Origin of the sequence: Pseudoalteromonas sp. XMcav2-N, assembly GCF_024124545.1 — a bacterium.
Taxonomy (GTDB): domain Bacteria; phylum Pseudomonadota; class Gammaproteobacteria; order Enterobacterales; family Alteromonadaceae; genus Pseudoalteromonas.
Map to the genome: position 1 here is coordinate 38,398 of NZ_JAMXSF010000018.1, position 23,954 is coordinate 62,351.

Annotated in this window: 23 protein-coding genes; 10 read left to right on the forward strand and 13 right to left on the reverse strand. The window is 47.2% G+C overall.

What is annotated here, in order from left to right:
• The first annotated feature begins 64 nt into the window (after window positions 1-64).
• On the forward strand, window positions 65-1,864 hold the full coding sequence (locus NH568_RS19605; protein ID WP_253050079.1) for an EAL domain-containing protein: 1,800 nt from the start codon (window positions 65-67) through the stop codon (window positions 1,862-1,864).
• Here the strand turns inward: NH568_RS19605 and NH568_RS19610 are convergent.
• Complete coding sequence (locus NH568_RS19610; RefSeq protein ID WP_253050082.1) at window positions 1,816-2,649, reverse strand: hypothetical protein; 834 nt, start codon at window positions 2,647-2,649, stop codon at window positions 1,816-1,818. The two genes, NH568_RS19605 and NH568_RS19610, sit on opposite strands and share 49 nt — an antisense overlap.
• 112 nt (window positions 2,650-2,761) lie before the next feature.
• On the opposite strand from NH568_RS19610, the gene NH568_RS19615 reads away from it, so the two are divergent.
• Together NH568_RS19615 and NH568_RS19620 are read left to right on the forward strand one after the other, a co-directional pair.
• On the forward strand, window positions 2,762-3,688 hold the full coding sequence (locus tag NH568_RS19615; protein ID WP_253050085.1) for a hypothetical protein: 927 nt from the start codon (window positions 2,762-2,764) through the stop codon (window positions 3,686-3,688).
• A 161-nt stretch (window positions 3,689-3,849) separates the two neighbouring features.
• A complete protein-coding gene (locus NH568_RS19620; protein WP_253050088.1) occupies window positions 3,850-5,877 on the forward strand; it encodes a methyl-accepting chemotaxis protein in 2,028 nt (675 codons plus the stop codon).
• A gap of 93 nt (window positions 5,878-5,970) precedes the next feature.
• On the opposite strand, the gene NH568_RS19625 is transcribed toward NH568_RS19620, so the two are convergent.
• Together NH568_RS19625 and nhaR are read right to left on the reverse strand one after the other, a co-directional pair.
• The gene (locus NH568_RS19625; RefSeq protein WP_349288028.1) at window positions 5,971-6,252 is read right to left on the reverse strand and encodes a SelT/SelW/SelH family protein; all 282 of its coding nucleotides are present in this window, start codon (window positions 6,250-6,252) and stop codon (window positions 5,971-5,973) included.
• Window positions 6,243-7,157: a transcriptional activator NhaR gene (gene nhaR, locus NH568_RS19630; protein ID WP_253050091.1), complete on the reverse strand. Its 915-nt coding sequence runs from the start codon at window positions 7,155-7,157 to the stop codon at window positions 6,243-6,245. The genes NH568_RS19625 and nhaR overlap by 10 nt, the downstream gene beginning before the upstream one ends.
• Window positions 7,158-7,295: 138 nt before the next feature.
• Between nhaR and NH568_RS19635 the strand changes: the two genes are divergently transcribed.
• From NH568_RS19635 to arfB, 5 genes are all read left to right on the forward strand, one after another.
• Entirely contained in the window at window positions 7,296-7,598 is a 303-nt protein-coding gene (locus tag NH568_RS19635; protein ID WP_138544918.1) for a hypothetical protein, read from the forward strand.
• A 359-nt stretch (window positions 7,599-7,957) separates the two neighbouring features.
• On the forward strand, window positions 7,958-9,226 hold the full coding sequence (locus NH568_RS19640; RefSeq protein ID WP_253050094.1) for an HlyD family efflux transporter periplasmic adaptor subunit: 1,269 nt from the start codon (window positions 7,958-7,960) through the stop codon (window positions 9,224-9,226).
• Between the two features lie 83 nt (window positions 9,227-9,309).
• Window positions 9,310-10,644: an ABC transporter permease gene (locus NH568_RS19645; RefSeq protein ID WP_253050096.1), complete on the forward strand. Its 1,335-nt coding sequence runs from the start codon at window positions 9,310-9,312 to the stop codon at window positions 10,642-10,644.
• A gap of 10 nt (window positions 10,645-10,654) precedes the next feature.
• On the forward strand, window positions 10,655-11,866 hold the full coding sequence (locus tag NH568_RS19650) for an FtsX-like permease family protein (RefSeq protein WP_253050099.1): 1,212 nt from the start codon (window positions 10,655-10,657) through the stop codon (window positions 11,864-11,866).
• Window positions 11,867-11,922: 56 nt separating this feature from the next.
• Window positions 11,923-12,336, forward strand: coding sequence for an alternative ribosome rescue aminoacyl-tRNA hydrolase ArfB (arfB, locus tag NH568_RS19655; RefSeq protein WP_253050102.1), 414 nt, complete (start codon window positions 11,923-11,925; stop codon window positions 12,334-12,336).
• Between the two features lie 10 nt (window positions 12,337-12,346).
• Here arfB and NH568_RS19660 read toward each other — a convergent pair whose 3' ends face one another.
• From NH568_RS19660 to NH568_RS19675, 4 genes are read right to left on the reverse strand one after another with little or no spacing between them, the layout of a single operon-like run.
• Complete coding sequence (locus tag NH568_RS19660; RefSeq protein ID WP_253050105.1) at window positions 12,347-13,597, reverse strand: ATP-binding protein; 1,251 nt, start codon at window positions 13,595-13,597, stop codon at window positions 12,347-12,349.
• Window positions 13,598-13,602: 5 nt separating this feature from the next.
• Window positions 13,603-14,292: a response regulator gene (locus NH568_RS19665; protein ID WP_253050108.1), complete on the reverse strand. Its 690-nt coding sequence runs from the start codon at window positions 14,290-14,292 to the stop codon at window positions 13,603-13,605.
• Window positions 14,292-14,690: a DUF3019 domain-containing protein gene (locus tag NH568_RS19670; RefSeq protein WP_253050111.1), complete on the reverse strand. Its 399-nt coding sequence runs from the start codon at window positions 14,688-14,690 to the stop codon at window positions 14,292-14,294. The genes NH568_RS19665 and NH568_RS19670 overlap by 1 nt, the downstream gene beginning before the upstream one ends.
• Window positions 14,680-15,663: a MipA/OmpV family protein gene (locus NH568_RS19675; protein ID WP_253050114.1), complete on the reverse strand. Its 984-nt coding sequence runs from the start codon at window positions 15,661-15,663 to the stop codon at window positions 14,680-14,682. Before NH568_RS19675 ends, NH568_RS19670 begins: the two co-directional genes overlap by 11 nt.
• Before the next feature lie 160 nt (window positions 15,664-15,823).
• Here NH568_RS19675 and NH568_RS19680 point away from each other — a divergent pair, with 160 nt between their 5' ends.
• Window positions 15,824-17,908: a beta-propeller domain-containing protein gene (locus NH568_RS19680; protein WP_253050117.1), complete on the forward strand. Its 2,085-nt coding sequence runs from the start codon at window positions 15,824-15,826 to the stop codon at window positions 17,906-17,908.
• A gap of 55 nt (window positions 17,909-17,963) precedes the next feature.
• Here NH568_RS19680 and NH568_RS19685 read toward each other — a convergent pair whose 3' ends face one another.
• From NH568_RS19685 to NH568_RS19700, 4 genes are all read right to left on the reverse strand, one after another.
• On the reverse strand, window positions 17,964-18,485 hold the full coding sequence (locus NH568_RS19685; protein ID WP_253050120.1) for a GNAT family N-acetyltransferase: 522 nt from the start codon (window positions 18,483-18,485) through the stop codon (window positions 17,964-17,966).
• Window positions 18,486-18,509: 24 nt separating this feature from the next.
• A complete protein-coding gene (locus NH568_RS19690) occupies window positions 18,510-19,241 on the reverse strand; it encodes a 5-oxoprolinase subunit PxpA (protein WP_253050123.1) in 732 nt (243 codons plus the stop codon).
• A 99-nt stretch (window positions 19,242-19,340) separates the two neighbouring features.
• Entirely contained in the window at window positions 19,341-20,138 is a 798-nt protein-coding gene (locus tag NH568_RS19695; RefSeq protein WP_253050126.1) for a DUF1445 domain-containing protein, read from the reverse strand.
• 64 nt (window positions 20,139-20,202) lie between these two features.
• Window positions 20,203-21,987, reverse strand: a complete 1,785-nt coding sequence (locus tag NH568_RS19700) for a glycoside hydrolase family 3 protein (protein WP_253050129.1) — start codon at window positions 21,985-21,987, stop codon at window positions 20,203-20,205.
• 183 nt (window positions 21,988-22,170) lie between these two features.
• Here NH568_RS19700 and NH568_RS19705 point away from each other — a divergent pair, with 183 nt between their 5' ends.
• Window positions 22,171-22,521, forward strand: a complete 351-nt coding sequence (locus tag NH568_RS19705) for a VOC family protein (RefSeq protein ID WP_253050132.1) — start codon at window positions 22,171-22,173, stop codon at window positions 22,519-22,521.
• Between the two features lie 20 nt (window positions 22,522-22,541).
• Here NH568_RS19705 and NH568_RS19710 read toward each other — a convergent pair whose 3' ends face one another.
• Entirely contained in the window at window positions 22,542-23,273 is a 732-nt protein-coding gene (locus NH568_RS19710) for an MBL fold metallo-hydrolase (protein WP_253050135.1), read from the reverse strand.
• Complete coding sequence (locus NH568_RS19715; RefSeq protein WP_253050137.1) at window positions 23,270-23,875, reverse strand: chemotaxis protein; 606 nt, start codon at window positions 23,873-23,875, stop codon at window positions 23,270-23,272. Before NH568_RS19715 ends, NH568_RS19710 begins: the two co-directional genes overlap by 4 nt.
• Between the last annotated feature and the right edge of the window lie 79 nt (window positions 23,876-23,954).

Consider the following 23,954-nt stretch of genomic DNA (forward strand, 5'->3'; position numbering starts at 1 on the left):
TACGCCAATTATCTTTATCACTGCCGCAGATCATACCGAAGCGCTGTAGTTTAAGGGGTATGAGGTGGGGGCGGTCGATTATTTGTTTAAACCCATCAATGCCCACACCTTATACAGCAAAGTGCAGGTTTTTCTTGAACTGGAACAGCAAAGAACGAAGCTTTTACAATCTTTCCATGATATTCAGGAACTTGAAAACAAAAACCGTCTGTTATTGAAGTCGATTGGTGAGGGGATCTTAGGAGTCGATACACAGGGTCGTATCACTTATACCAATCCGGCGACCGAAAAAATACTGGGCTTAAATGAAAATATGTTGGTGGGCGCTGATATTGCGGAGTTCATCTGTTTATCTACATCGCTTGCTGGGATTGCAAACTGGGAATATTGCAAAATATTTGAGCACTGTACCAAGGGGTATACCTATCGGGATTCATACGGGTTATTCAAGGATAACGAAAAACGCATGTTTCCAGCTGAGTTTATTGCCACGCCCATCTATGAAAACAATACTTTGTTTGGTGTGGTTATCGCATTTCAGGATATTAGCCAAAAGCGCAGTATTGAAGAGCAGCTGAGTCGTTTATCTCAGTTTGATACTCTGACAGGTCTGGTCAATCGCAGTACTTTTGAAAAGCACTTGCAGCAGGCGATTAAACGTAGCCTCAGGCATGGTCGGGAATTTTCACTTCTGCATCTCGATTTAGATCATTTTAAGCAGATCAACGATCAGTTTGGTCATGAGGTGGGTGATATTTTACTTCAGGAAGTGGGCCACCGGATTGTAAAAACGGTCAGTGATGGTGATATTGTTGCTCGGATAGGCGGCGATGAATTTGTGGTTCTGCTGGAGAATTTTATTGAGCAGCATGTCAGAAACGAGGCTGTACTTGCTGAGCATTTGCTCAGTCATTTATCGGGTGCTTACCATATTCGGGGTAACGAAATTTACATTGGCCCGAGCATTGGCATAGCGCGTTTCCCTGGTGCAGGTGAAGACAGCGTCAGTGTATTAAGAGCAGTTGAACTGGCAATGTATCGGGCCAAAAAGCAGGGAGGACAGAACTTTCAGTTTTTCACCGAAGAACTGCATTTGCAAGCTTTGGAATCTCTTGAGCTGGAACAAAAGCTACGGGCGGCCATCGAGCATCAGGAGTTTGAGTTGCACTATCAGCCACAGTGGGACATTGCAAATAACAAAGTCAACAAGGTAGAAGCTCTGCTACGCTGGTTTCCCGCCGACGGCAACCGGGTGGGCCCGGATGTTTTTATTCCTAAGCTTGAGGAAATGGGGCTGATCAATAAAGTGGGTGAGTGGGTTGTTGAACAGGCCTGCTTGCAGGCAAAAAAATGGCGATCCGACATGCTCAACCCGCCCTGCATTGCGGTTAATTTGTCGATGGAGCCACTGCAGCGAGAGGAGTTGCCCGAAATGGTGTTTTATTTGCTGCAAAAGTATCAGCTACCGGCTGATGCCATCGAAGTAGAGGTAACGGAAGGGATGATGATACAAAACCCCCAACAGGCAATTGAAATTCTTAATGCCTTTCAACGTTTGGGGATTGCCGTAGCGATAGATGACTTTGGCACGGGTTATTCATCGTTTAGTTATCTGGTACATCTGCCGATCGACACACTTAAAATAGATCGCGAGTTTGTTCGCAAGCTGGGAGAAGATGAAAAGTGCGAAATGGTGGTGCGGGCCATTATCAGCCTGGCTCACAATATGCGTTTGAAAGTGGTGGCAGAAGGGGGCGAAACAGAGCAGCAGCTGGCCTTTCTTTTGGAGCAAAAATGTGACTATATTCAGGGCTATTATTTTGCAAAACCCGCATCTGCTGCGCAGGTACGGCTTGAACTGTGAGCCTGCGCCTGTGCAATGGTGGGCAAATGAATAACGATAGCCTGTGAAGTGATATAAAGTACCCAATTAATTGCTCTGATCTGTGGATAGTAACCTTGCCCCTCGTTGCCAAAAATCCAAAATTGTCCGATGAGTGCGTCGGCCAATGTAGCGAGTATCATACCAAACGCCAGGCTGAATCTGGGCACTTTTGGCAGGTTGGAACGGATCAACAGGCAAAAACCCAGCAGGGCGGCCTGAGCAATAAACACGGCGTAGCTGCCGGTTAGGAGCGTAACATACCAGCCACTGTCAGGCAGGTGCATAGACAGGTAACTGCACAATGCCAGTAGTGCAGTGATCAGCGCGGCAAGCATAAAGTAAACCACATGAACACCCGAGTAGTTCAACAAACGCCAGCACGCCAAAAATAAGAACAGATAGCCGGGCATAAAAAACCACACAGAATCTGCCAGGTAATCATGCTTTACTACTGTGCCGTGTTGAAAGTAACTTTGTGTCAGGTTGAAATTAACCAGGTCGCCGGCCAGACAAAATAAAATGGATAAAACGGCCATATTTGCAAATAGCCGACAACTGCTAGCGTATTGATGTTGATAGATTGATTGCCTTATTATTAAGCAGTTGGACAGTAGTAAGAGCAAAGTCAGCGCTTCGAAACTCACAACCCAAACGCGTGTTTCTCCTTGTACAGACCAAACGCCGAGCAGGGTTAAAAGCAGGTCGAGCATTGCCAATGCGATGATTAAGGCACTTATGTTGATCGTGTTCCAGCGGGCTACCATCCTGAATCCTTGTTACTTTGCCGACCTGTTTTGTGGAGGTACAACTTTTAACAGTATTCTCGATGCAAAAGCAATGCTTTTTGTGTAGATTGCGAGGCTTGAGAGGAAATATATGTCACAATTAAAAACCACACTGTCGTTTACTTTTTCAATCAGTGCGCTGTGCATTGCGCTCTACAGCCACTTTACTCACTCGCCAGAGCAAGGTCTCACGCAGCTGTCCTTATCCGGGGAACGGGAACAACTTACGCCGCAAAACGAGCTGTTGACAGCTGGCCGAGCGGAAGCATTTGAACAAGGTCAGCAGCACATCCAGCAGTTGAAAGAACAAGTACGCTATTTGCAAGAGCGTGTGTTAGAGCTGGAGAATCGTGCGTTTTCAGCGCCAGGGGCCGCTCAATCTCTTGAAGAATCGGTATTAGCTATCCTGGAGGAGAAAGAGCAGCGAGAGAGAGCTGAACATCGCGAAAGCAATCCCGTCTATGGTTTTTACGAAGACCTGCCTGATGATTATGAAATGCGCCTAAAGACTGACCCTGAGTACGCAGATAAACTGTCTAAACAGTTACAACAAAAGGTACTGGATGAGAGTTTACCTGTAATTGATCGTCTGTCCGCTATGGGTCAGTTGCAGATGAATATGTATGTACTTAATCGTACGCAAATGGACACTATGAGCTACGATACTGTAGATGCAGTTATCAAAATCAGCCGCGGTCAGTACGACGATAAATTGCGCGTTCAGGCATTAGACGTGGTAGCTCAAACACCGGTCGTAGACGGGCGTATCGCCCGCTCTCTGCTTGATATTGTCGAAAAGGAAAGTAACGATTACATGCGTGCAACGGCTGCGGAAGGTCTGATGGCGCAATACTATCAAGCCAATGACGAACAGTATCCGGGTTTAAAACGGCAACTGGCCAACGACATATTGAAGCTCTACAACAATGATATCGACAGTCAAGTATACAATCTGATGCAACGCATGATTGGAGATGAAGACTTGCTTGAGCAAATACGCAAAGACGCTAACAAGTAGTCAGATAACGCGAATTGGTGTGATTTTGCAACGAAAATTAGTTATTTTGTTTCTAAATACAACAATTTCTCCTATGTTTGTGTTATACATTTTATTAAACAACTTGATTATTTAGCGTTGCCGCCTGGAAAAAGGAGACGGTAGCAGAGGAAGGTATAGCCATGTTGCCGTTGCGGCTTTCCATTAAACACAAAATTACCCTGGGCTTCGGGGGCATCGGTATGTTGCTGGTCATTGCCTGTGGGCTTGCATATTGGGCACTGTTGGAAATTCAGCATGCCAATCACAAAGTAACCGATACCGCCCAGCCTATCTTGCATGCCGCAGAACAATTTCAGCAACAACAGCTAAGAATTCGCAACCTGGTTTCAAAAACCTACAGTGCGGACGATGAAAGTAGTGTCAGGCAAGTAAAGCTGGCGTTTAGCCAGGCAGAAGATAGGGCTCAATTGTTACTGGCTGACTTAGAAGCGCGCGCTGAAGACAATCAACGGCTGACACAACCTTTGCGAGAAGTAAATCGGATCCGCTTAGAGTTACAACAAATATCAGAGTCTCTATTTACAGCACGACTGAGCCAGTTTCAGGCGACAACCCATATTCAGCAAGGGGTGGCAGAATTCTTTGAGCAAAGGAACATAGCAGGCTCGGCTATGTTGGATATTGAACTGGTTGAAACATCCGATAGCCGGTTAAGAGATGAAGTAGCTGGCACTGGGATCAGGATAGATGACTTGTTGTTTACGCTGGAGAATAATGTGCAATCGCTAGCACCGATTGGGCCTGACAGCCTTGCTACTCATCGTGAAGATGTCGGTTTTATAGTAGACAACATCAGTGACAACTTTACTTATCTAAAACGCCAGTCTGCCGGGTTGCCAGTAGAGCCTCTGTTCCAGCAGTTTGAGCCGGCATGGGGTAAAATAACTCAGCAGCTAAAATCGCCGGGGACTTTGTATCAGGCTCTGGCCCGTCGTCATGAAGGGCAAAAAATGGCCATACAGAGCTACCAGCAAGCAGAGCAAGCATTTCAGGCTCTGTTTTCTCAGATTGACAGCATTCAAAGTCATGCACAAAGCCAGTTTGATCTATATCAGCAGGAGTCCGATCTGATTATCGAGCAGGCTAAAAATGCGGCCTTACTGTTAGTATTAGTATTTGCAGCGCTTGCAATCGGGATTGCCATTTCCACCAGCCGCGCTATGTTGACGCCGCTGGCTGCTGTAAACAAGATGCTCAGATACATTGCGAGTGGCGATTTTTCACGACAAATAGTTAAGCGTCAGGATGATGAGTTTGGTACGCTGACTGACAACATTAATCAGGTAAAACAAAATCTGAGTGGCTTACTTGAAGAGATAGACACTCAAGTGCATGAATTAAAGGGTCTCGCTGGCACATCTTTGGAACGCAGTCAGACACTCACCAGTCGAGCGACGGCCCAGGTAGAGCGTACCGGCAATGCGCTCAGTATTGCATCGAATATTGCCCGCAGTGCCATTGATGTGTCAGAACAGTCTGCTCATGGCGTAGCCGGGCTTAAGCGGGCCCAGTCGTTGAACCATGAAACAGCGCAAAGTGTCGTGCAAAACAAGCAGAAAATTATGTCTCTGAATAGCAGGATGGCTGAGTCGGTCAGTGCGATGGACGGACTAAGAAGTCACAGCGAGAGTATTGGCCAAATTCTGGACACCATTGTCGCTATCGCTGAGCAAACGAATTTATTGGCGCTCAATGCTGCAATTGAGGCAGCCAGAGCTGGTGAGCAGGGAAGGGGCTTTGCGGTGGTGGCAGATGAAGTGAGACAGCTGGCCATTCGCACACAACATGCGACTCAGGAAATCAATAAAATGATTGCGACATTACAAGCTGATACCCACTCGACTGCGACTTTAATTCAAAGCGGACAACAAGATGTACAGGAGTGCGCAGAGCAAAGTGAAGTTCTGGCAAGTAATATGTCACAAGTCAGTGACGCGATTGAGCAGGCGACGGTGTTGAGTGAGCAGGTTTTGGATGCTGCAAATCATCAGGCCGAACACTGTGAGCGTATTGCAGACCTGATGAAAGAGGTGCAGGAAACAGCTTCTCGTAACTCTCAGGAAATGGGGTTTATGGCCGAAGACAGCGAGTCACTGAGCGGCTTTGCGGCCAGGCTAACCCAGTTAGTTGAACGCTTTAAGCTTTAATATCAAGCGGTATTAAAATATCGCTACTCCGTGAAATTAAATCTGCCGGTAAGCGGATTAAACACCCCATTAAGGCGTCGGAGTCAGGATAACCTAAGTATCAATGTGGCCCATTGAACGCTCAGGATCAAGCTGGTCTCGTACCCGACGTTTTAATATTTTTGCTTCAGGAAATCCGCCATCGCGCTCGCGACACCAAATTAAGGTGTCATTGTAATAGATTTTAAAGACTCCCTTACTGGCCGGAACCAGTGCGACCTCTGCCAGCTCGTCAGAGAAGGTAGATAGCAGCTCTTGGGCAAGCCAGCCACTGCGCAGCAACCACTGACACAGGACACAATAGTGAATGGCTATTTTAGGTTTATTCACGTCAATTCCTTGCTATCGTCAATCCCCCGGGCATGCTGAACAAACTCCGAGTAAATAGAATCTTTGATGAGCCTGTCTGGTGTGAAGGCATAATAGTTCTGGTAAACGTTGGCGATTGCGCCGATAAAACTCACATCGTAGTGACGTTCAATTTCGTCACGTACAGACAAAGGTGCTGGGAAAACACCAAAACCTTGTTGGCCAAGCGCTTTCATTAGTGCACTGTCATCTACATGTCCGGCAACCGAAATCTCGATTTTTTGCTCATTGAGCCAGTACTGAATTGCACTGGTCACCGGGCTGTTCTTCGCAGGTAAAATAATGGGCGTCTCGGCGAGTGCGGCTGGAAAGTTATCGCTGCTTATGGCCTGAGTGTGTTTCGCGCCATAAAAGCCGATCTGACTTTTCCCTATCTCATGGCAAAAGAGTTTAAATGGGGTATCGCCATCTAACGGCTTGTCTGCCAGCACCAGATCCAGTTTATGTGTGGCCATTTGCGCCAGCAACTCGGCTTGTTGCCCATCAATACAGTGGAGATTTGAAATCCGTTCATTGTCAATCAAAGGCGCGAGCCACTTTGATACCAGTGACTTTGGCAGAGCATCTGAAATACCCACTTTCAACGTTCGGTTAATCGATGCAAGATCACCTTTGGTCGTTTCCAGCCACTCCTCGGCAATGGCGAACATGTCATCCGCATATTGCTGTGTTAGTTGCCCGTATTCGGTCAGTCTCAGCCCTCGTCCTTCTCTTAAAAACAGCTGTTTGCCAAGCCGTTGCTCAAGACTGGTGATCTGAGCACTGATGGTCTGAGGTGTCAGGTGCAGTATCTTACTTGCCGCTGCAATACTGCCATGACGGCTTACCTGCCAGAAGTAGTACAGGTGGTTATAATTTATGTTCGTAATCATTCGTAATATTCGACGTTTCGCTAAGAATTTATCAGCTTTTTTCTTTTTAAATACATTAGTAGATTAACCTCAACGACGCAACAATATGAGTTCAACTCCAATTTGTTGACTGGCTTTGTTCAAAAGGTTGATAGCATTATGAAACTGAATTTCAGAGCAACGGGAAAGCGCATTGCAGAGGCGACTAAGTCGCAACTCTCCAGATTGGCAACTAACAAATTTATGCGCTATGCGGCCCACATCCGCAAAGTGCGGATAGATGTGGATGAGCAGCCTTGCCAGCGTCACGGTATGCTGACGATTTGTAAGGTGGAAGTGTTGTTACCCGGATTGCCGAATGTCTCTGTCAGGGCCAAAGGTAAGAACATGATGCAGGTGATCAAACGTGCTTTACGTGACAGTGAGCTGCTGTTAGCACGCCAGTTCAACAGAGCCGCATAGGACTGAACAGTATTTCTAACAAAGTAGATAAATTATTTGACCCTAACTGTGCAAAATAGGAGGTGGCGTCCAGGTTAGATTACGATTATGCAGTATTTACAGTTATTCCCAAGCACTTGCGGCGGCATGGAGGCCGCGCTTTACTCCCATCATTAACGCACTTCTCGCGACATCTCTGACCTTAAGGCACCAACACTCGGTGTATAAATTAACCATATAAGGTAAATAATGTTCCCAAAATAAATTTTCATACAAGGAGAATATTAATAAAATGTTTATTGTTGGTGACATTTAGTTTGATTTTTGCTATTTTCAGACTCGGTATTGATCAACACTTTTTATTTTCAAGGACGTAGTAGATGCAGTATATCGATGATACCAGCGCTCAGGACAGCCAGTTAGAAAAAAAACACAACTATAAACGCTATTTCCTGATCATCGCTGGTGTAATTATTTCATTATATTTTATTGTTCCTCAAATACTTGCATGGGCAAGTGGTGAGAGCGCTGTCAGAATGGACAATATTCATGTCGCACAAGTGCGCCGTGGTGAATTCGTCAGAGATATTTCAGTCCAGGGGCGGGTAATTGCAGCGCGCAGGCCCACATTATATAGCCCGGCAGAAGGGACTGTTACTTATCTTGTGACTGCCGGAGATTCTGTCGAAATTAACCAGCCGTTGGCTCAGATAGACAGCCCTGAACTTAAGAGCTTGTTGGCACAAGAACAGGCTGAATTAACGCGTTTGGGTACTCAGTTAGAGCGGGAAAAAATTCAGGCGAAGAAGCAAGACCTGGCACAAGAAAACTACCTGGGCAAAGCCATGGTGGCGTTAAACGCAGCAAAGCGAGAAATGCGCCGTAATGAAGAAGGTAAAAAGAACCAGGTTGTCAGCGACATTGATTATCAAAAAGCCAAAGATGAACTGGAAAATGCACAGCGAGAACATCGCCTTGCGGTTAAAGAAGTGGCTTTATTAAAAGAAAGTCAGAAGTTTGAAATCCAGACGCGTGCAATTGAATTGCAAGCGCAGCAGGTACTGGTAGATGAGCTGCAGCGACGAGTTGCATCTTTGGAAATTCGCTCTCCGGTGAGTGGTATTGTCGGCAATCTGAGTGTTGATCAGAAGAATTCGGTTGCGAAAAACCAGCCATTGCTGAGTGTCGTGGATTTGTCTCACTATGAGGTTGAGGTCAACATCCCAGAAAACTATGCAGATGACCTGGCGTTGGGTATGCCGGCACAAATTACACTCAATGGTCGGGCATATGCTGGTGAATTGACTGCCATTTCACCTGAAATTGTACGTGGACAAGTCGAAGGCAAGATACGCTTCAAAGAAACTGACATTACCGGTCTCAGACAAAACCAGCGTCTGACTAGTCGAATTGTACTGGAAGAAAAATCGGGCGTGACTTATTTGCCTCGTGGTCAGTTTGTCGATGCATACAGTGGTAAGTATGCCTATGTTCTTGATGATGGCAGTGCAGTGAAAAAGTCAATCAGCCTTGGTTCAAAAAGTCTGGGTCAGGTTGAGGTACTGTCCGGATTGGCAGTCGGTGATACCGTCATTATCTCTGACACCCGCATGTTTAATAGTGCAGAACGTGTGAGGGTCGTTCAGTAAAAAGTTAAATTCAAGAGCGCGAATAAGACAATGTTCGCGCCAGCCCTGCGCGATTAATAAGCGTAACAATATGTGGAGGAAGCATGCTGATGAGATATTATTTCAAACTGGCCTGGATAAGCTTCAAACAAACTCCACTATTAAGTTCCTTAATCGTGGTCACAATTGCGGTGGGGATTGCCGCAACCATGATTACTTATACCATCAGTTACATGATGAACAAAGAGCCGGTGCCGGGTAAAGCCGACTCTCTTTATCTGGTTCAGCTCAATAGCTGGGACCCTCAAAAAGCCTATTACAGCCAGGGAGAAGAAGAACGAGTTCCTCCTTACCTTACCTATCAGGACATGCAAAATTTATGGCGCGCCAATCAGGCACAACGTCATGTGCCCATCAGCGGTTATAGAGATCAACTTAAGTTGCCACAGCAGGCTGACTCTGATGCAAAAACAGCATTGGTACGTTCGACAAGTCGGGATTTTTTCAGCGCATTTAACGCGCCAATTCGGTTTGGCAGTCCCTGGTCAGTTGAAGCGGACAGGCAAGGTGAGCTGGTTGCTGTAATCAGTGCTGATGTGAATCAGCGACTATTTAACGGACAAAACTCAGTTGGACAATCTATACGGCTGGGAGCGTTGGAGTACCGAATTGTTGCTGTTCTGGACAACTGGCCCATTCTGCCACGATTTTACGGCGAGGCGATGCGTGCTTTTCGCAAACCAAGAGATGTGTTTATTCCTTTTGAGGCGCAAGTGCGTAACGAGCTATGGTCATCGAATTTACAAGCTTTTGAGTGTTGGCGTGATCCGGAAGATAGCTCATTCGAGGCGTTCTTGTCCTCGGAGTGTGTCTGGGTTTACTTTTGGGTTGAGCTCAATGGGCCCTCTGAGCGCCTGGAATATGAAGAGTTTCTGTATTCCTATGTTCAGGAACAGCGAGCGTCAGGACGATTTCAACGCAAAATCATCAATAAGCTGAGCACCCCTGTGGAGTATCTGACTCAGCGTGAAGCCATCTCTCAGGACAACCATATAGCACTGGGGTTGTCACTGTGCTTTTTGATACTTTGCCTGCTGAATAGTATGAATCTGATGATGGCTAAGTTTCACACTAAGACGCTTGAAGTAAGCTTGCGCCGCGCCGTTGGTGCCAGCAAACGGCAGGTGTTTTATCAGTTCTGTATTGAAACCCTGTTGCTCGGAACGCTTGGGGGCGCGCTGGGGTTGATACTGGCACAGCTGGGACTGAAGGTGTGTAGTCAGGTTTATCAACATCTGAGTAGCGATTTGATGCAAATGGATCTGTTTATTGTGGTGTTAACCCCCTTAATTGCGATTTCCGCCAGCGTATTATTTGGCTTGTTACCCGTTATTCGTGCCAGCCGTATTGAGCCCGCCAGTCAGCTTAACAGTGTGTAAAGGGGCAATCATGAGAGACCTGTTACCGATTATTAAAACGTGGAATTATAGTCGCACTGCTCCTCTGTTATTTGTGCTGCAAATCGCGTTGACGTTTATGATATTAGTGAATGCTGCCTACATGGCGTTGCACAAGCACAGTTTATTATCTCGTCCAAGTGGGCTGGATGAACAGCATACCTTTTACGTGCTAACTAATTTACCCTCGGAAGCCATCGCAAGGGCTGCGGATATTGACCAAGATTTATCGGAAATAAATGACTTACCAAGTGTCACTTCCGTATCAGTTACATCGGGAGTGCCACTAACTGGGTGGGGGCGTTTTCTGGAAGTGGCCACTCAGGCCGACAGTGAGTACGATACCTTCAGTGGCTATTATGGAGGCGACAACGCGTTACTCGAGACGATGGGGTTAGAGCTGGTCGCGGGGGAAGGCTTTTCACAAGCCCCACTGTTTGCAGAAACAGACGGGTTTCGGGTCGCAACTGAGATCATCATCACACAAGCGCTCGCACAGGCACTTTATCCCGATGACTGGCGTCAGGTTGTAGGGCAGACCATCTATATTAACAAGCGACCACAACAGGTTCGAGGGGTAGTCAAAACCTTGCAGGCTGCCTGGAGTTTTTGGGCCGTTGTGGAACACAGTGTGCTTGCACAGGTAATAGAGACCAGTGAGTATGTTTATTACCTGGTACGTGCTGAACCTGGCCAGCAGGCTGAGGCTATGGCACAAACAATTGACTATCTTATGCGTCGTAATGGGAGAAAAATCGAAGAATTACAAACGTTCGAACAAGTAAAGCAGCAAAGCTATCAGGCTGAATATTCGGCCAGTATGACACTGTTGTGGGTTGTAGTTTGCTTGTCTTTGGTTACGGCATTGGGCGTGTTTGGTCAGGCGCGTTTTGCTGTTACCCGGCGTCGCAGGCAAATAGGTATCCGACGAGCTCTTGGAGCACAAAAAGAGCATATAGTCGGGTACTTTATGCTGGAGAATGCGCTTCTGACGATAGTAGGTATCGGTCTGGGATGTATTGCGGCTATGCTGCTTAATGTGCAATTTAGTAATTGGTTTGAGCTTGCCGTTGTACCTGTGGAATTCCTGGTAATCGGTGGAGTGTGTATGTTGCTGCTCGGTCAGGCTGCAACTTTGGCACCCGCTTGTCGTGCCGCCAGCGTATCGCCAGCCATTACGACCCGCCTTGGGGAGCTGAGATAGACTCACCTGTGCGCAAATTGTTATGATAGCGGCTATAGAAGCGAATCGTGGTAACTATGTTAAAGCTATCAAATAATGTTGAACTGGCTGCGTGGGAAATTGAACTGACAGCGATCCGAGCTCAGGGGGCTGGTGGGCAAAATGTCAACAAGGTGTCCTCTGCAATTCACTTGAGGTTTGATATTAAGCGCTCAACTTTACCTGCTTTTTACAAAGAGCGGTTACTGGCCTTGCAAGACAGTAGGGTCAGTAAAGAGGGGGTAATCATCATTAAAGCTCAGAGTTTTCGCACTCAGGAACAGAATCGCGAGGATGCATTAGAGCGACTGAAAACATTGATCCTCGCCGCCATCAAGGTAGAAAAGAAGCGCAGGGCCACTAAACCAACACGCAGTTCTCAGCGCAAGCGTCTGGACAGTAAAAGTAAACGGGGCCAGACTAAAGCGATGCGCGGGTCGGTTAAATTCTAATATCAATGAGCTAGTCAGCAATCAGCGGCAACGCCAGCGTGAATTTGGCCCCGCCGAGATCAGACTCGCCCACCTGACAAGAGGTGTCGTGCCAGGACAGGATTTTACTGACAATGGCCAGCCCCAAGCCAAATCCGCCGGTTTCTTTACTCCGGCTTTTGTCCAGTCTGGAAAATGGCTGAAATACTTGTTCTCGCTTTGATTCAGGTATGCCCGGTCCATCGTCTTCAACTGTGAATTGCGCCATTCCCTGTTGCATTGCCAGTGTGACTTTAATTTTACTTTGGCCATATTTGTCGGCATTTTGCAGCAGGTTTTGTATCACTCTGGATAACTGATGTGGATCGCATTTTACCGGAATATCTGGCTTGATGTCAGTGACAAGGTGTTTGTCCGTTGTACGCCCAAGTTTGTCAAGTTGGTCCAGGATGAGAGGGGCCAGGTCGCACTTTTGCATATGTAGTTGTTGATTAGCAAATTCCAGCCGAGCATAACTGAGCATCTCGTCAATCAGCACTTCCATTTCTGTTACATCCTCTTCCATGGCAGCAACTTGCTTTGGGTCTGTAGGTGCCAGCATAGCCAGTGCAAATTTTAGCCGCGCCAGAGGTGTTCTGAGTTCATGAGACACTGCATTGACAAGCTGCTTTTGGTTATTCATCAGGCTCGCGGTTTTAAGCGCCATTTTTTCAATTTGCTGGGTCAGAGTATAGATAGCAGAAAACCGCGAGCGAGTTGGAGTAAGGTCAAGAGAGCCTGAGGCGAGTTTTTCCGACGTGCGTTTTAATTGTACCAAGTCTACCCACAGTGGTCTGAGCCACAGCACCAAAAGCAATGCCAATAAGGAAAATGACAGAAATTTAATCGTGTATTGCTTTATCGTTGCGGATTGTGCTGGCGCAAAAGGACCAAGTTGAACAACCGATGTACTATTGATAACGAACAGAATCAGAGCGTTTCCGGTGTCATCAAAAGAGGTGATAATTTCCCCGTTCTTGAGTGCTGCCAGCTGCTCAGGCAACCAGGCAACATCTTCGTACGGAAACACAGCCAACTGTGTTTGAGTGTCGAAAAACGAGGTTAAATCTTCTTCGTTTAGATGTGTTAATGCTTGTTTATAGTGCTTGGCGACCGCCGTTGCATGACGTAAGTCATCAGGTGCCTGCTCAACCCAGTTACGCCAGATAGCTTCACTGCCCTGATTAATTGCAATAATGCTGGCAAACACCACAATATACAAGCTAACAAGCAAACGCAGCACTGGCTTTATTCCCAGGCAGATTTAGAACACAAGTAACCTTTGCCCCAAACAGTAATAAGTCGGTAGGGTTGTTCCAGGTTGTCATTGAGCTTTTTACGCAACCTGGAGATCCGTACATCGACACTGCGATCTAAGCCATCGTAAGGTCTGCCAACCACTTCCGTGTATATGTGCTCGCGACTGAGTGTTTCTCCTGCGTGTCGGGCAAGCTCCCAAAGCAGATCAAATTCATAGCTGGTCAGTTCGATTTCTTGTTCGCACAGGTAAGTCTTTCTGGCCGCTTTATCTATGTGAAGCTGGCCTAAGGTCAGTGTATCTGTGTTATCAGTTTGTTTTCCCTGGCGACGCAACAAAGCGTTCAATCTAGCAAGCAGTACATAGGGCTCAACGGGCTTAATTACATAGTCATCCGCACCAATCTCGAGCCCTCTTACATGATCGAAATCGCTGTCTTTTGCGGTTAAAAACAGGACTGGTCCCGAGTATTCTGGTCGGATCCTACGGCATATTTCAAAGCCATCAAGGTTGGGCAACATGATGTCGAGAATCACCACATCGGGCTGCTCTTGCACGATTTTTTCCGGAGCTAAAGCGCCATCATGGATCAGGGTGACATCGTAATTGTTGCTTTGTAAAAACTGCCCAGTAAGTTGAGCGAGTCGTTCATCGTCTTCTACCAGAATGACTTTAGTCATCAAAATAAACTCCAATCGGTTTTCAGTTTCCTGCGATACTTAGTACTTACCACAGCATTGACCTTCACTGTCTTCTTGGCAAGGGTATGCTGCTTTGCATCCCTCAGGCTAAACTCCATATTTTGTGCAAGTTTAACTGCCAGTTTAGCGGTTCCCTGACTGCTGCTTTCCCAGCAATGCAATTGCTTATTTTCCTGGTACAAGCATAGGTCTTCTGACACAGAATGATGCCAGTTTACCCGAATGGTCATTTGGCAGGTTTGGCCTTGTGTCTTAACCATACATACCATGGGTTTAATCTCAAATAATGGTTGCGGTTCAGCACTGGCTTGTACAGCGCCGGCGCACCATAAAAGCACCCCAACAGGCAGTCCGTACGGAGGACGACTAGAACGCATAAAGGCCTCCGATGAAGACTGACGTAGTATAGCCTTCCTCTATAATTGGACTGTTAGCGATGCTAGAACCAAGCCATTGGTGTTTTGCGGTAAATTTAAACTGCCAGCTATCAGTTAGTTTATGATTATAAGCGATACCTATGTAGGGGTTAAAGGTACTGTCTACGTGATAGTGGAAATGCGTGAGATCGGTATCTTTGTCAGTGATGCCGTAGTAATAGCTACCCAACTTGGCATCTTTGTAGTCTATACCCAGTTTAAGCTGTAACTGCGCATATTTAGGGTGACCAAAGGGTAACTTGTAACTATAGCCAAGGGAACCATTAAACCCCTTATAAATCCCTCTAATATCGTGTAGTAAACGTATTGTCAGCTTATGTTGTTCAGAGATGTACCAATGTGCCAGTATACCGCTGTCTATTGCCCATTTTCGCTTAGCCAGATCTTCAAAGGTTAAGGACGGTGGCTTGGTCTTTGCTGCAGTTTGGTCACTGTTAATGACTGGGATATAGCCACTGATTTCATTAGGCAGGCTAATATTTCCACCGTCATCAGGGGATACGTCTCCATTGCTCGAAGGGATCCGGGACTCCGGAAAGTCTACCCGCTCACTGATGTCCGGAGAAAGTCTATTTGAGCGTAACAGGGTTCCAGGCCGGGAACGGGAAAAAAATGCCTGTTCCGAATTGAGTTCTGCAATCCAACTGACGTCGAATGATTGCTGATTGATAAATGTATAACCAACTGCAGTATTATCAAGGAAGAAACGATCGCCGTAGTAGCTGACATAAGGCAATACGATCAATGGGGAGTGTTCTCCGTCCTTAAGTGGGTTTGTTGCGACGCCGGCGCCCACCGCCACTGAAACTTCCCACTGGGACACCTCAATACAGTTTTCAGGCTGTGTGTCGCAGTTAGCAAAAGCCATACTACTAAACAACATTAAGCCAATCACACCTGTCAGACGTTTCACTTTTCCACCGCTCCCTATTTTACACAGAGGTACTTTACCAATTAAATTACCAATTACCAGAAAGAGTTACATTAAATAACATTTACACTGGCTGGAGTAACAGCAACTCTTTTGCAAACAGGTATGGTTATGCACATACTTAATCCCAAGGAGACAACCAATGTTAAATTCTAATCAGTTAAAAGTCACAGCAGCCGCGCTCTCGTTAGCGTTGCTCAGTGCTTGTGGTTCGGGGAGCGACGGTAATTCTTCCGGCCAGGGTTCGGGCAATGGGGGGGGTCAAACTCCAGCCGATAAAGTGCCTGACTTGTCCACTGGTGAAGCCAGTGCGAAAAAGTTACGAAAAGCCAGTGCAGGGGACTTTGCTACTTATCTTAAAAATGGTGTTTATCTATCTCAGGGGACATCAGATGCGTCAAATATAGCAGACGGTTCCGAAGCAGGCACGTCTCCAACTTCTGGAGAGTCTCCTACTTTTTCCACCACCAATGTACAGGAGTCAGCAGTCGATGAGGGTGACCGGATCAAGTATGACGGTGACTACTTGTATATTGCCAACACGACGGATTTTCAGGCGGCAGAAGGAGAGCACCAGCAGTCTGTACGCATTCTGAAACGCACAGAAGCGGGAGAGCTTACGCCACTTTCCAGCTTGATAACCAGTAGGGATTACTATGTTAATCAACGCCTTTATTTAAAGGAGGATAACCTCGCCGTCGTACTCAGTAACGAGGGGGGCATGTTCGGGGTAGAGCCTGGCATTGATGGAGCCCTTTCCATAGCAGTGATGCCTTATCCGGCAGAGCTAGGTATTACGCTGGTACGTGTTGATGTTAAAGATCCCACACAGAGTAATATTACGCATCAGCTACGCTTTGATGGTGAGCTGGTGGACTCGCGCGTTATAGGTGACTCGCTTTATTTGGTCAGTAAATTTACTGCGCGTTTTGATGGTTTTGAGCGACAAGGAGAAGATCTTAACCTGACCAACTACCAGAAAATAATAGCGACGGATATCTCCGAGTTGTTACCCAAAGTGACCGACATCAAGACCGGAACACAAAGGCTGATGGTAGACCCCGCAACCTGCTACGTGCCGGAGCAAGCTTCAGAGCTCAATGGTTATCATCAAATTACCTCTGTAACGCGTGTGTCATTAAGCGATCCCAACTCTCTGACTTCAACCTGTGTTGCGAGTAGAACACAGGGGATCTATATGTCACAGAAAAATCTCTACCTCTACGGCTATTATTACGATCCAGAGGACGTGACTTTTGATGACACAACCCAGACAGTTATGCATCAATTTAGTCTGACAGAAAATGCCGTGACTTACAGTGCATCAGGCAGAGTTGCGGGCCGATTAGGAAGTGGAAATACAAACCTTCGCTTTAGTGAGCACAATGATTTACTGCGTGTAGTAACGTCACGCTTCACCGAAGAAAATGGCATGGTGCACAAACTGCACATACTACAAAGGCTGGGCGATAATCTGGCGCTGATCAGCCAGTTGCCCAACGACACTCGACCCACGCCAATCGGAAAAGTTTCTGACAATGGTTTGGTGGAGGAAGATATCTACGCGGTGCGTTTTTTTGGTGATAAAGCCTATATCGTGACATTTCGCCAGGTTGATCCTCTGTATGTGCTCGATCTCAGCGAGCGAAATGATCCTAAAATAACCGGTGCATTGGAAATCCCCGGGTACTCGGCATACCTTCACCCGGTTTCAGACACTCTGCTGGTTGGGATTGGTCAGAATGTGCAGGATTGGTTTATCGACCCTGTTGCGCTGAACGATGACCAGATAGGCGCAAAGGTAAGCCTGTTTGATGTCAGTGACATTGGCGCGCCGGCCTTGCTGCAGGAAAAAGTATTTCCTGGCGGATATAGCCCCGTGGAGTTTGACTATCATGCATTTAGCTACGTAAAACACAGCGAAGACGTATTCAGAATGACGTTACCTGTAGAAAGCTGGCTCACTCAGGATGAGGGTGATAATAGCGTGTCTTGGTATATACGCAGTGAGTTAGCCGCATTCGAAGTGCACAGTGGTGAAACGCCCAAGCTACAGTATATGGGCAGCAGTGTTATTGAACCGCAATCCGACATAGAGCTTCAGGGTTATGTTTGGTCGGGAGATGATCGTAGCGTGATACATGACGATCATATTTACTACGTGCATGGCAATTTTGTCTGGTCAAGTCTGTGGCAAACGCCACAGGTAACGACAGGACCATTCTAATGTAACTTGGCAAAACGACGCAACCGGCATCTTTTTCCGGCTGCGTCATGTGCGTTTAGTTTGGCGTGATCAAGCCAAGCTTTTGGTCATTACACCACTTTCCACCGAGCATATAGTTATCTTTTAGCGTGCCTTCATGCTCAAAACCTAACTTGGTCAGTAAGTTAAAAGAGGGCTCATTGCCTTCGGTTACGGTTGCCGTTAATTTGTGGTAACCACACTCGTTGAAAGCAAATTCAATGACTGCTTCGGTTGATTCTTTGGCGTACCCTTTACCCTGATGTGTGGGGTCAAGCATAAACCCAAGCTCTGCCTGTTGGAAGGGGACCCAGTTGCACAGAAAGCCATGTAAGCCAATAGGTGTCCCTGATTGGCGGTCTTCAATCATCAATGTTAGCCAGTGGTTTTGTTGTTTTCGCCAGCGAGGCAGACGGCGGTTAAATTGGCCGCGAATAAAATCTTGCCCTGGCAGGTCCTTAATAAATCGCATCACCTGAGGCTGCTGGTGCAGGTAGAGGAAAAATGACCAGTCTTCATTGGTCAAAGGCCTGAGTAAGAGTCTTGGGGTTTCTATCACAACATTGTCCTTATGAATTATTATTTAGGTGTGAAAAAGTAGTGCTCTGGTGGCGACAATTTGCGCAATGCTGTCAGGATTATCACCGTGAACACAAAGTGTATCTGCTTTGAGCGGCAATGAACGACCGCTGGCTGTCGTAACTGTGCCCTGGGTTACCAGCTGTTTTACCTGCGCCAGAAGTTGGGCTTCATTATGCACTGCATTGGGCTGCGCGCGCGGGCTTAGCAGTCCTTCGTCTGTGTATAGCCTGTCTGCAAAAGCCTCAAACAGCAGCTCTACACCAAATTGTGACGCAAGACGTAGATGATGATCCTGCTTTGCCGTCGCCAGAATCATCAGCTTGAGCTGCGCAGGGTACAATGAGATTGCCTTGAGCACCTGAACAAGTATACCTTCGTCGCGCATCATGTCGTTGTACAGGGCGCCGTGTGGTTTAACGTATTGTAGCGTCATGTCGTGTACGCGGGCCATTCCTTCTAGTGCTGCAATTTGATAATGCAGGGTATTGATCAGCTCATGCTCATTAAGGGTCATAGAGCGGCGTCCAAACCCTTGCAGGTCCGGGTAGCTGGGGTGAGCGCCAATAGCGACTTTATGCGTTTTGGCAAGTGCCAAAGTAGATGCCATAACACTGGGATCGCCCGCATGAAATCCGCAGGCGATGTTCGCCAGATCAATGTGAGGCATAACCTGATCATCCAGACCCATTTTCCAGGCGCCATAGCTTTCGCCTAAATCGCAATTTAATAGCATGAGTTGCTCTTTTGTTTGGTTTTTACTGAACCTTAACACGGATCACGGTTGAAGGTTAGGCATCAGCAGACAGAATTGAGCAGGTTTCTCACGCTAAGTTCAGCTGATCACAAGGCTGAGATCTGCCTTATCAGTCACCAGCAGATGTTGTGGACTGTTGATAATACACCACTCTGGTGCTGCCCGAGTGATGGCAAGATGCGCAGTTAAACTGGTAGTCCAGAATACGGGTATATCACCCGAGCTAATGCAGAGCGGCTCACCAAAGTTTGGTTTACTCAGGTTGGATACTCCTATTTCGCCGGAGTCACCAAAATGAACCGGGATACCGTGAGGCACCCGACTCACAGAGCCGGCCTGAATTGCACGGATCAATGTCGGCTTATTCATAGGGCGCATGCAGACCACCTTTGGTCCCCCAAACGGCCCAACCTGATGGCTTTCGATATTGCTGATGTACATTGGTAAAGAGTGAGTCGGATTAGCAAGTGGGCTGGCAATGCCAAAAGAGCGTAAAACAGTGTCAAATGCCAGATAACTGGCCAGCGCAAAGGCAACAAAATCATCCCGCCACAGATGTGTAATATCAGAGACTTCTTCGGTTAGCTGTCCTTGCTTTAGTATACGATAACGTGGAATATCTGTTCTTATATCAATGTCCTGACCCAGTTGGTCCAGGTGATAACAGCCAGGCGAAATACTGCTTGCCAACAATGGACAGCAATCAGCATTGTGCTGGCAGTAGGTCTGAAATTCAAACGCATTGGCTTCAGGCAGGATTAAAATATTGCATTGGGCAAAACCCGGTACAAAACCATTGGTGGGGCCGGAGTAATCTCCGGCCCGGATCATGGCACGAATAGCGTTAGGTGCAGTGAGTGATGCCTTAGGGTCCATATTTGTCCTCATCAGATAACAGGCTGATTTAACAACATCTCCCCAATATTATAGGCCGATACGATTAATCTGCCTGCTTGTCTATGCTGACCGGGAGCGTACCATTGGCTTTGGCCTTGCCCATAATCACTTGTGCAAGGGCTGTGTAAGCGGGGCCACTCACCCGGTGCTCGGTTTCAACATCTACGTTATACGCATAGCTTGCCAGTACAGCCTGGCTGTATGGAGCAAAGCGAGTGATTTCATAGGGTGCGCGTAAGCTGATGAAAACCGTCGGTGTATTCTGCGCTTGGGCGAATATCATTAGCTCTTCTAATGCCTCTGGCTGGGCTTTTGCGTTTACCGCAAATTTGGCTAATGTGGCCAGGTCATCCATTCCGCCAATTTCGGCAGCACTTTGTGCCGGGGAGGCGTGCCCGGCAATCACCCAGTCAGCACGCTGGATATCTGACTTTGCTTGTTGCGGATTAAACCCTTGTAAACTAGACATTGTCACGGTGAGTGGATGTGCGGAGTAAGCCTGTAAAGCTTGTTTAAGCGCCGTGGTTTTTTGTTTGTCAGGCATGATCAGGTGAATGTGTTGATTAGCACGAACCGCTAGTGGCAATAGATTATCATTCTTCACTTCGGTAATGGCCGCCAGCGCAAGTTCGGCCTCGACTTTGCGATGTTGGGGGTTACCCAAGACGGATTCAGCAATGGCGGTTGATAAGCGACGTTGTTCGGGTAAAAAGCGTGCTTTGAGCGCACGGATCCGGTTGGCTGATAATGTGAGCTCAGAGATCGCTAGCTGGGTAGAGGCTGTTTGATAAAGCTTGTCCATAAATTGCCTGAATGCACTGATATCTTCTGTGCTCCGTATTGCAAAAGGCATAAGTGCGATATCTACGCCGGCAGCAAAGGTTTCTATGACAGCCTGCTCAGGAGCAAAGAAGTCACTGATCCCGGCCATGTCGAGCGCATCCGTGATGGTGACACCCTGATACCCCAGTTGACCCCGCAGTAAATCATGCATTATCTTGCGTGACATGGTGGCTGGACGCAGCATTTTCTCGCCCCGTTTGTTGAGGATTTGCGTATCATCTAAAGCCGGATATTGAATATGTGCTGTCATCAGCATACCCGGAGCGTGTTGCTCGATAATGGTCGCAAATGGTGCGATGTCCTGCTGGTAAATTTGATCAGGAGTGTGATTGACCCGGGGCAAACCTGTGTGGCTGTCTACATTGGTATCACCATGGCCTGGGAAATGTTTAATGGCTGAAATAACCCCTTGTTGTTCAAATGCCTTAACCTGCGCGGCTCCAAGCTTTGCGACTATGTCGGGGCTCTCGCCAAATGAACGTACATTGATGACTGGGTTGTCCGGGTTGGCATTGACGTCAACAGTGGGGGCGAAGTTAACATTGATCCCAAGCGCAGCCAGTTCTTTACCTATCGAAGTGGCGACTGCATGCGCATAATGGGTGCCATGTTTCGCATAGCTGGCACCAATACTCATATTGCCCGTGAACGAGGTTGCCTCGGCCCGGTTGATTCTGGCGACCCTGCCACCCTCCTGATCAATGGCGATAAAGGGAGGGACTTCAGTAGCGTCATGCAGCTGACTTGTTAGCGCGACAATCTGGTCAATTTCCTGTACGTTTTCGGCAAACAGGATCACCCCACCGATATGATATTCCCGGAGGATGTCTCTTAGCTGCGGTGGCAGAGACGTCATAGGCTCTCTGCACTGCGCTCCTTTGCCTTGTTCACAAAAGTATCTCAAATCGAGCATCAGTTTTTGGCCAATCAGAGGGCGTAATTCAGGTGATACCGTGGCACTGTGGCTTTGGGTTGTCAGGGTCATGAGCAAACCTATTAAAAGTAAGCGAAGCAAAGTATTCATCGTTAATATGCTATTTTTTCTGGCACTCTATCATGTCATGACGCTAAGATGGAGCAAATTCAGCTCGGTGCGCTATCTTAAGCCGGTGCCAGTGAACGAGCTTTGAACATTAAGGTAAAATTATAAAATTAAGAGGGAAAGACCATGACACACCATGCCTTAAACTATGTAGAGTTTGCAGCGTCGGATCTGGCTGCGACACAGGCATTTTTTGAATCGGTATTTGGCTGGCAGTTTCAGTCATATGGCCCAGAGTACGTTGCTTTTAGTGAATCCGGCTTGGAGGGGGGCTTTTTTCAAAGTGCGTTGTCTGCACGTCAGGATCAGGGGGCACCGTTACTGGTGCTCTACAGCCAGGACCTCGAGCAAACACAGCAAGCTGTAGAGCAAGCAGGGGCCACTATCAATAAAGCGATTTTTAGCTTTCCGGGTGGCAGACGGTTTCATTTCATTGAACCAAGTGGTAACGAATTAGCGGTGTGGAGCGACAAGTAACTCAAAAAACCAGTACCCCGTTAACTTGCAATCCCGACATCCAGCTTGGCAAACCATTCAAGGAATTCGGTGACGGCGTCTCCTTTAAACAAACGGCCATGTTGTGGTGCCATAATGTCGATATCCAGCTCCTTAACGCGGGCTATCCAGTTTGATTTTGCGCGGTTAGAGGGCATCCAGCGACGATGAAAATACTCCATGTGTTTCACATGAGTGCCAAAGTCTTCAACAAATATGGGCGCATCCGTTTTTTCCAGTGCTGCGCCTACATCACCGCTCATCAGAATTTTGGCGTGGGGGTCATAGACATGAAAATTTCCGGATGAGTGAAGATAATGTGCTGGTACCAGCTTTAGGCTAATGTCATTCAGACGGATCTCCCCGCCTTCGTCCTTGATCCCCTGATATCTGATATTGTTCATGCCAAAGTGACGAATAAACCCTTCCCACAGCCAGGGAGCGTGTAGAGTTGCATTCGGCAGGGCCTTATCCCACAACCCAAGTGATGAAATGATGTCGGGGTCCTGATGGGAAGCGAATAACGTTGTCAACTCTTCGAGTTCAATATGCTGCAATATTGCGGCTAACATAGGTGAAAAGAGCTCCGTGCCGCCCGGGTCTAGCAGCACCGCCAGGCCTTTGCCTTTTACCAAATACTGGTTGGTATCTATGATTTTTTCTGGTTTTCCTTCATCCCGGCCAAACATCAACCAGGTATGGCTGGGAGCCTGAAACAGTTGTGTCGCTTTCAATGCAAGGTGCCTCTTAGTGTATGAATTTCATTTAAGTTTACGGTGACAGATTGCTTGATTGTTCTGGCTGCACTGGCAATAAAGTCGGAGACGGATTGCAAGCTGTCACTAAATTCTCCTGCATTCGATGCTTCAACTCTACTGGTTACTGCAATGTATTCAGCACTGCGCATCTGCTTGTTAATTTCTTCAAAAAAACTCTCCAGTTCAAGCAGGGCGATTTCGAGCTTCTTAGTCTGTTGCTGTCGTTCTGATTTCGCTTTGTGCTGTAAGGCTGCGAGTTGCACTGTGGTAGCCAGCGTCGCAGCCTGATCAACATGTAAATCAAACTGTGTACTGCGTACGGCCTCGAGCGCGATTTTGAACAGCTGGTTGGATAATGTGGAGATGTGTGTTGTGGTTTTAATGGTTTGTTCTGAGAACTCATCAATAAAATTAGTGATAGGCTTAAAACCGGATGCAGAATCTCCCGCCCGAAGTGCCACAACGCGTGCATTTTTAGCGGTTAATGATAAGTTTTTGGCTTCAGCCAGAATGGCATCCAGGTTGGCGATAATACGCGCAACGCGAATAAAGCTGTCTACTATATTTTTATCGCTCAATGCGAAACTCCACTGGCAACGGGCTGCTTTCAAGACACTAGGATAAAATTCGCTGAAATTCCAGAAATCGGCATAATCG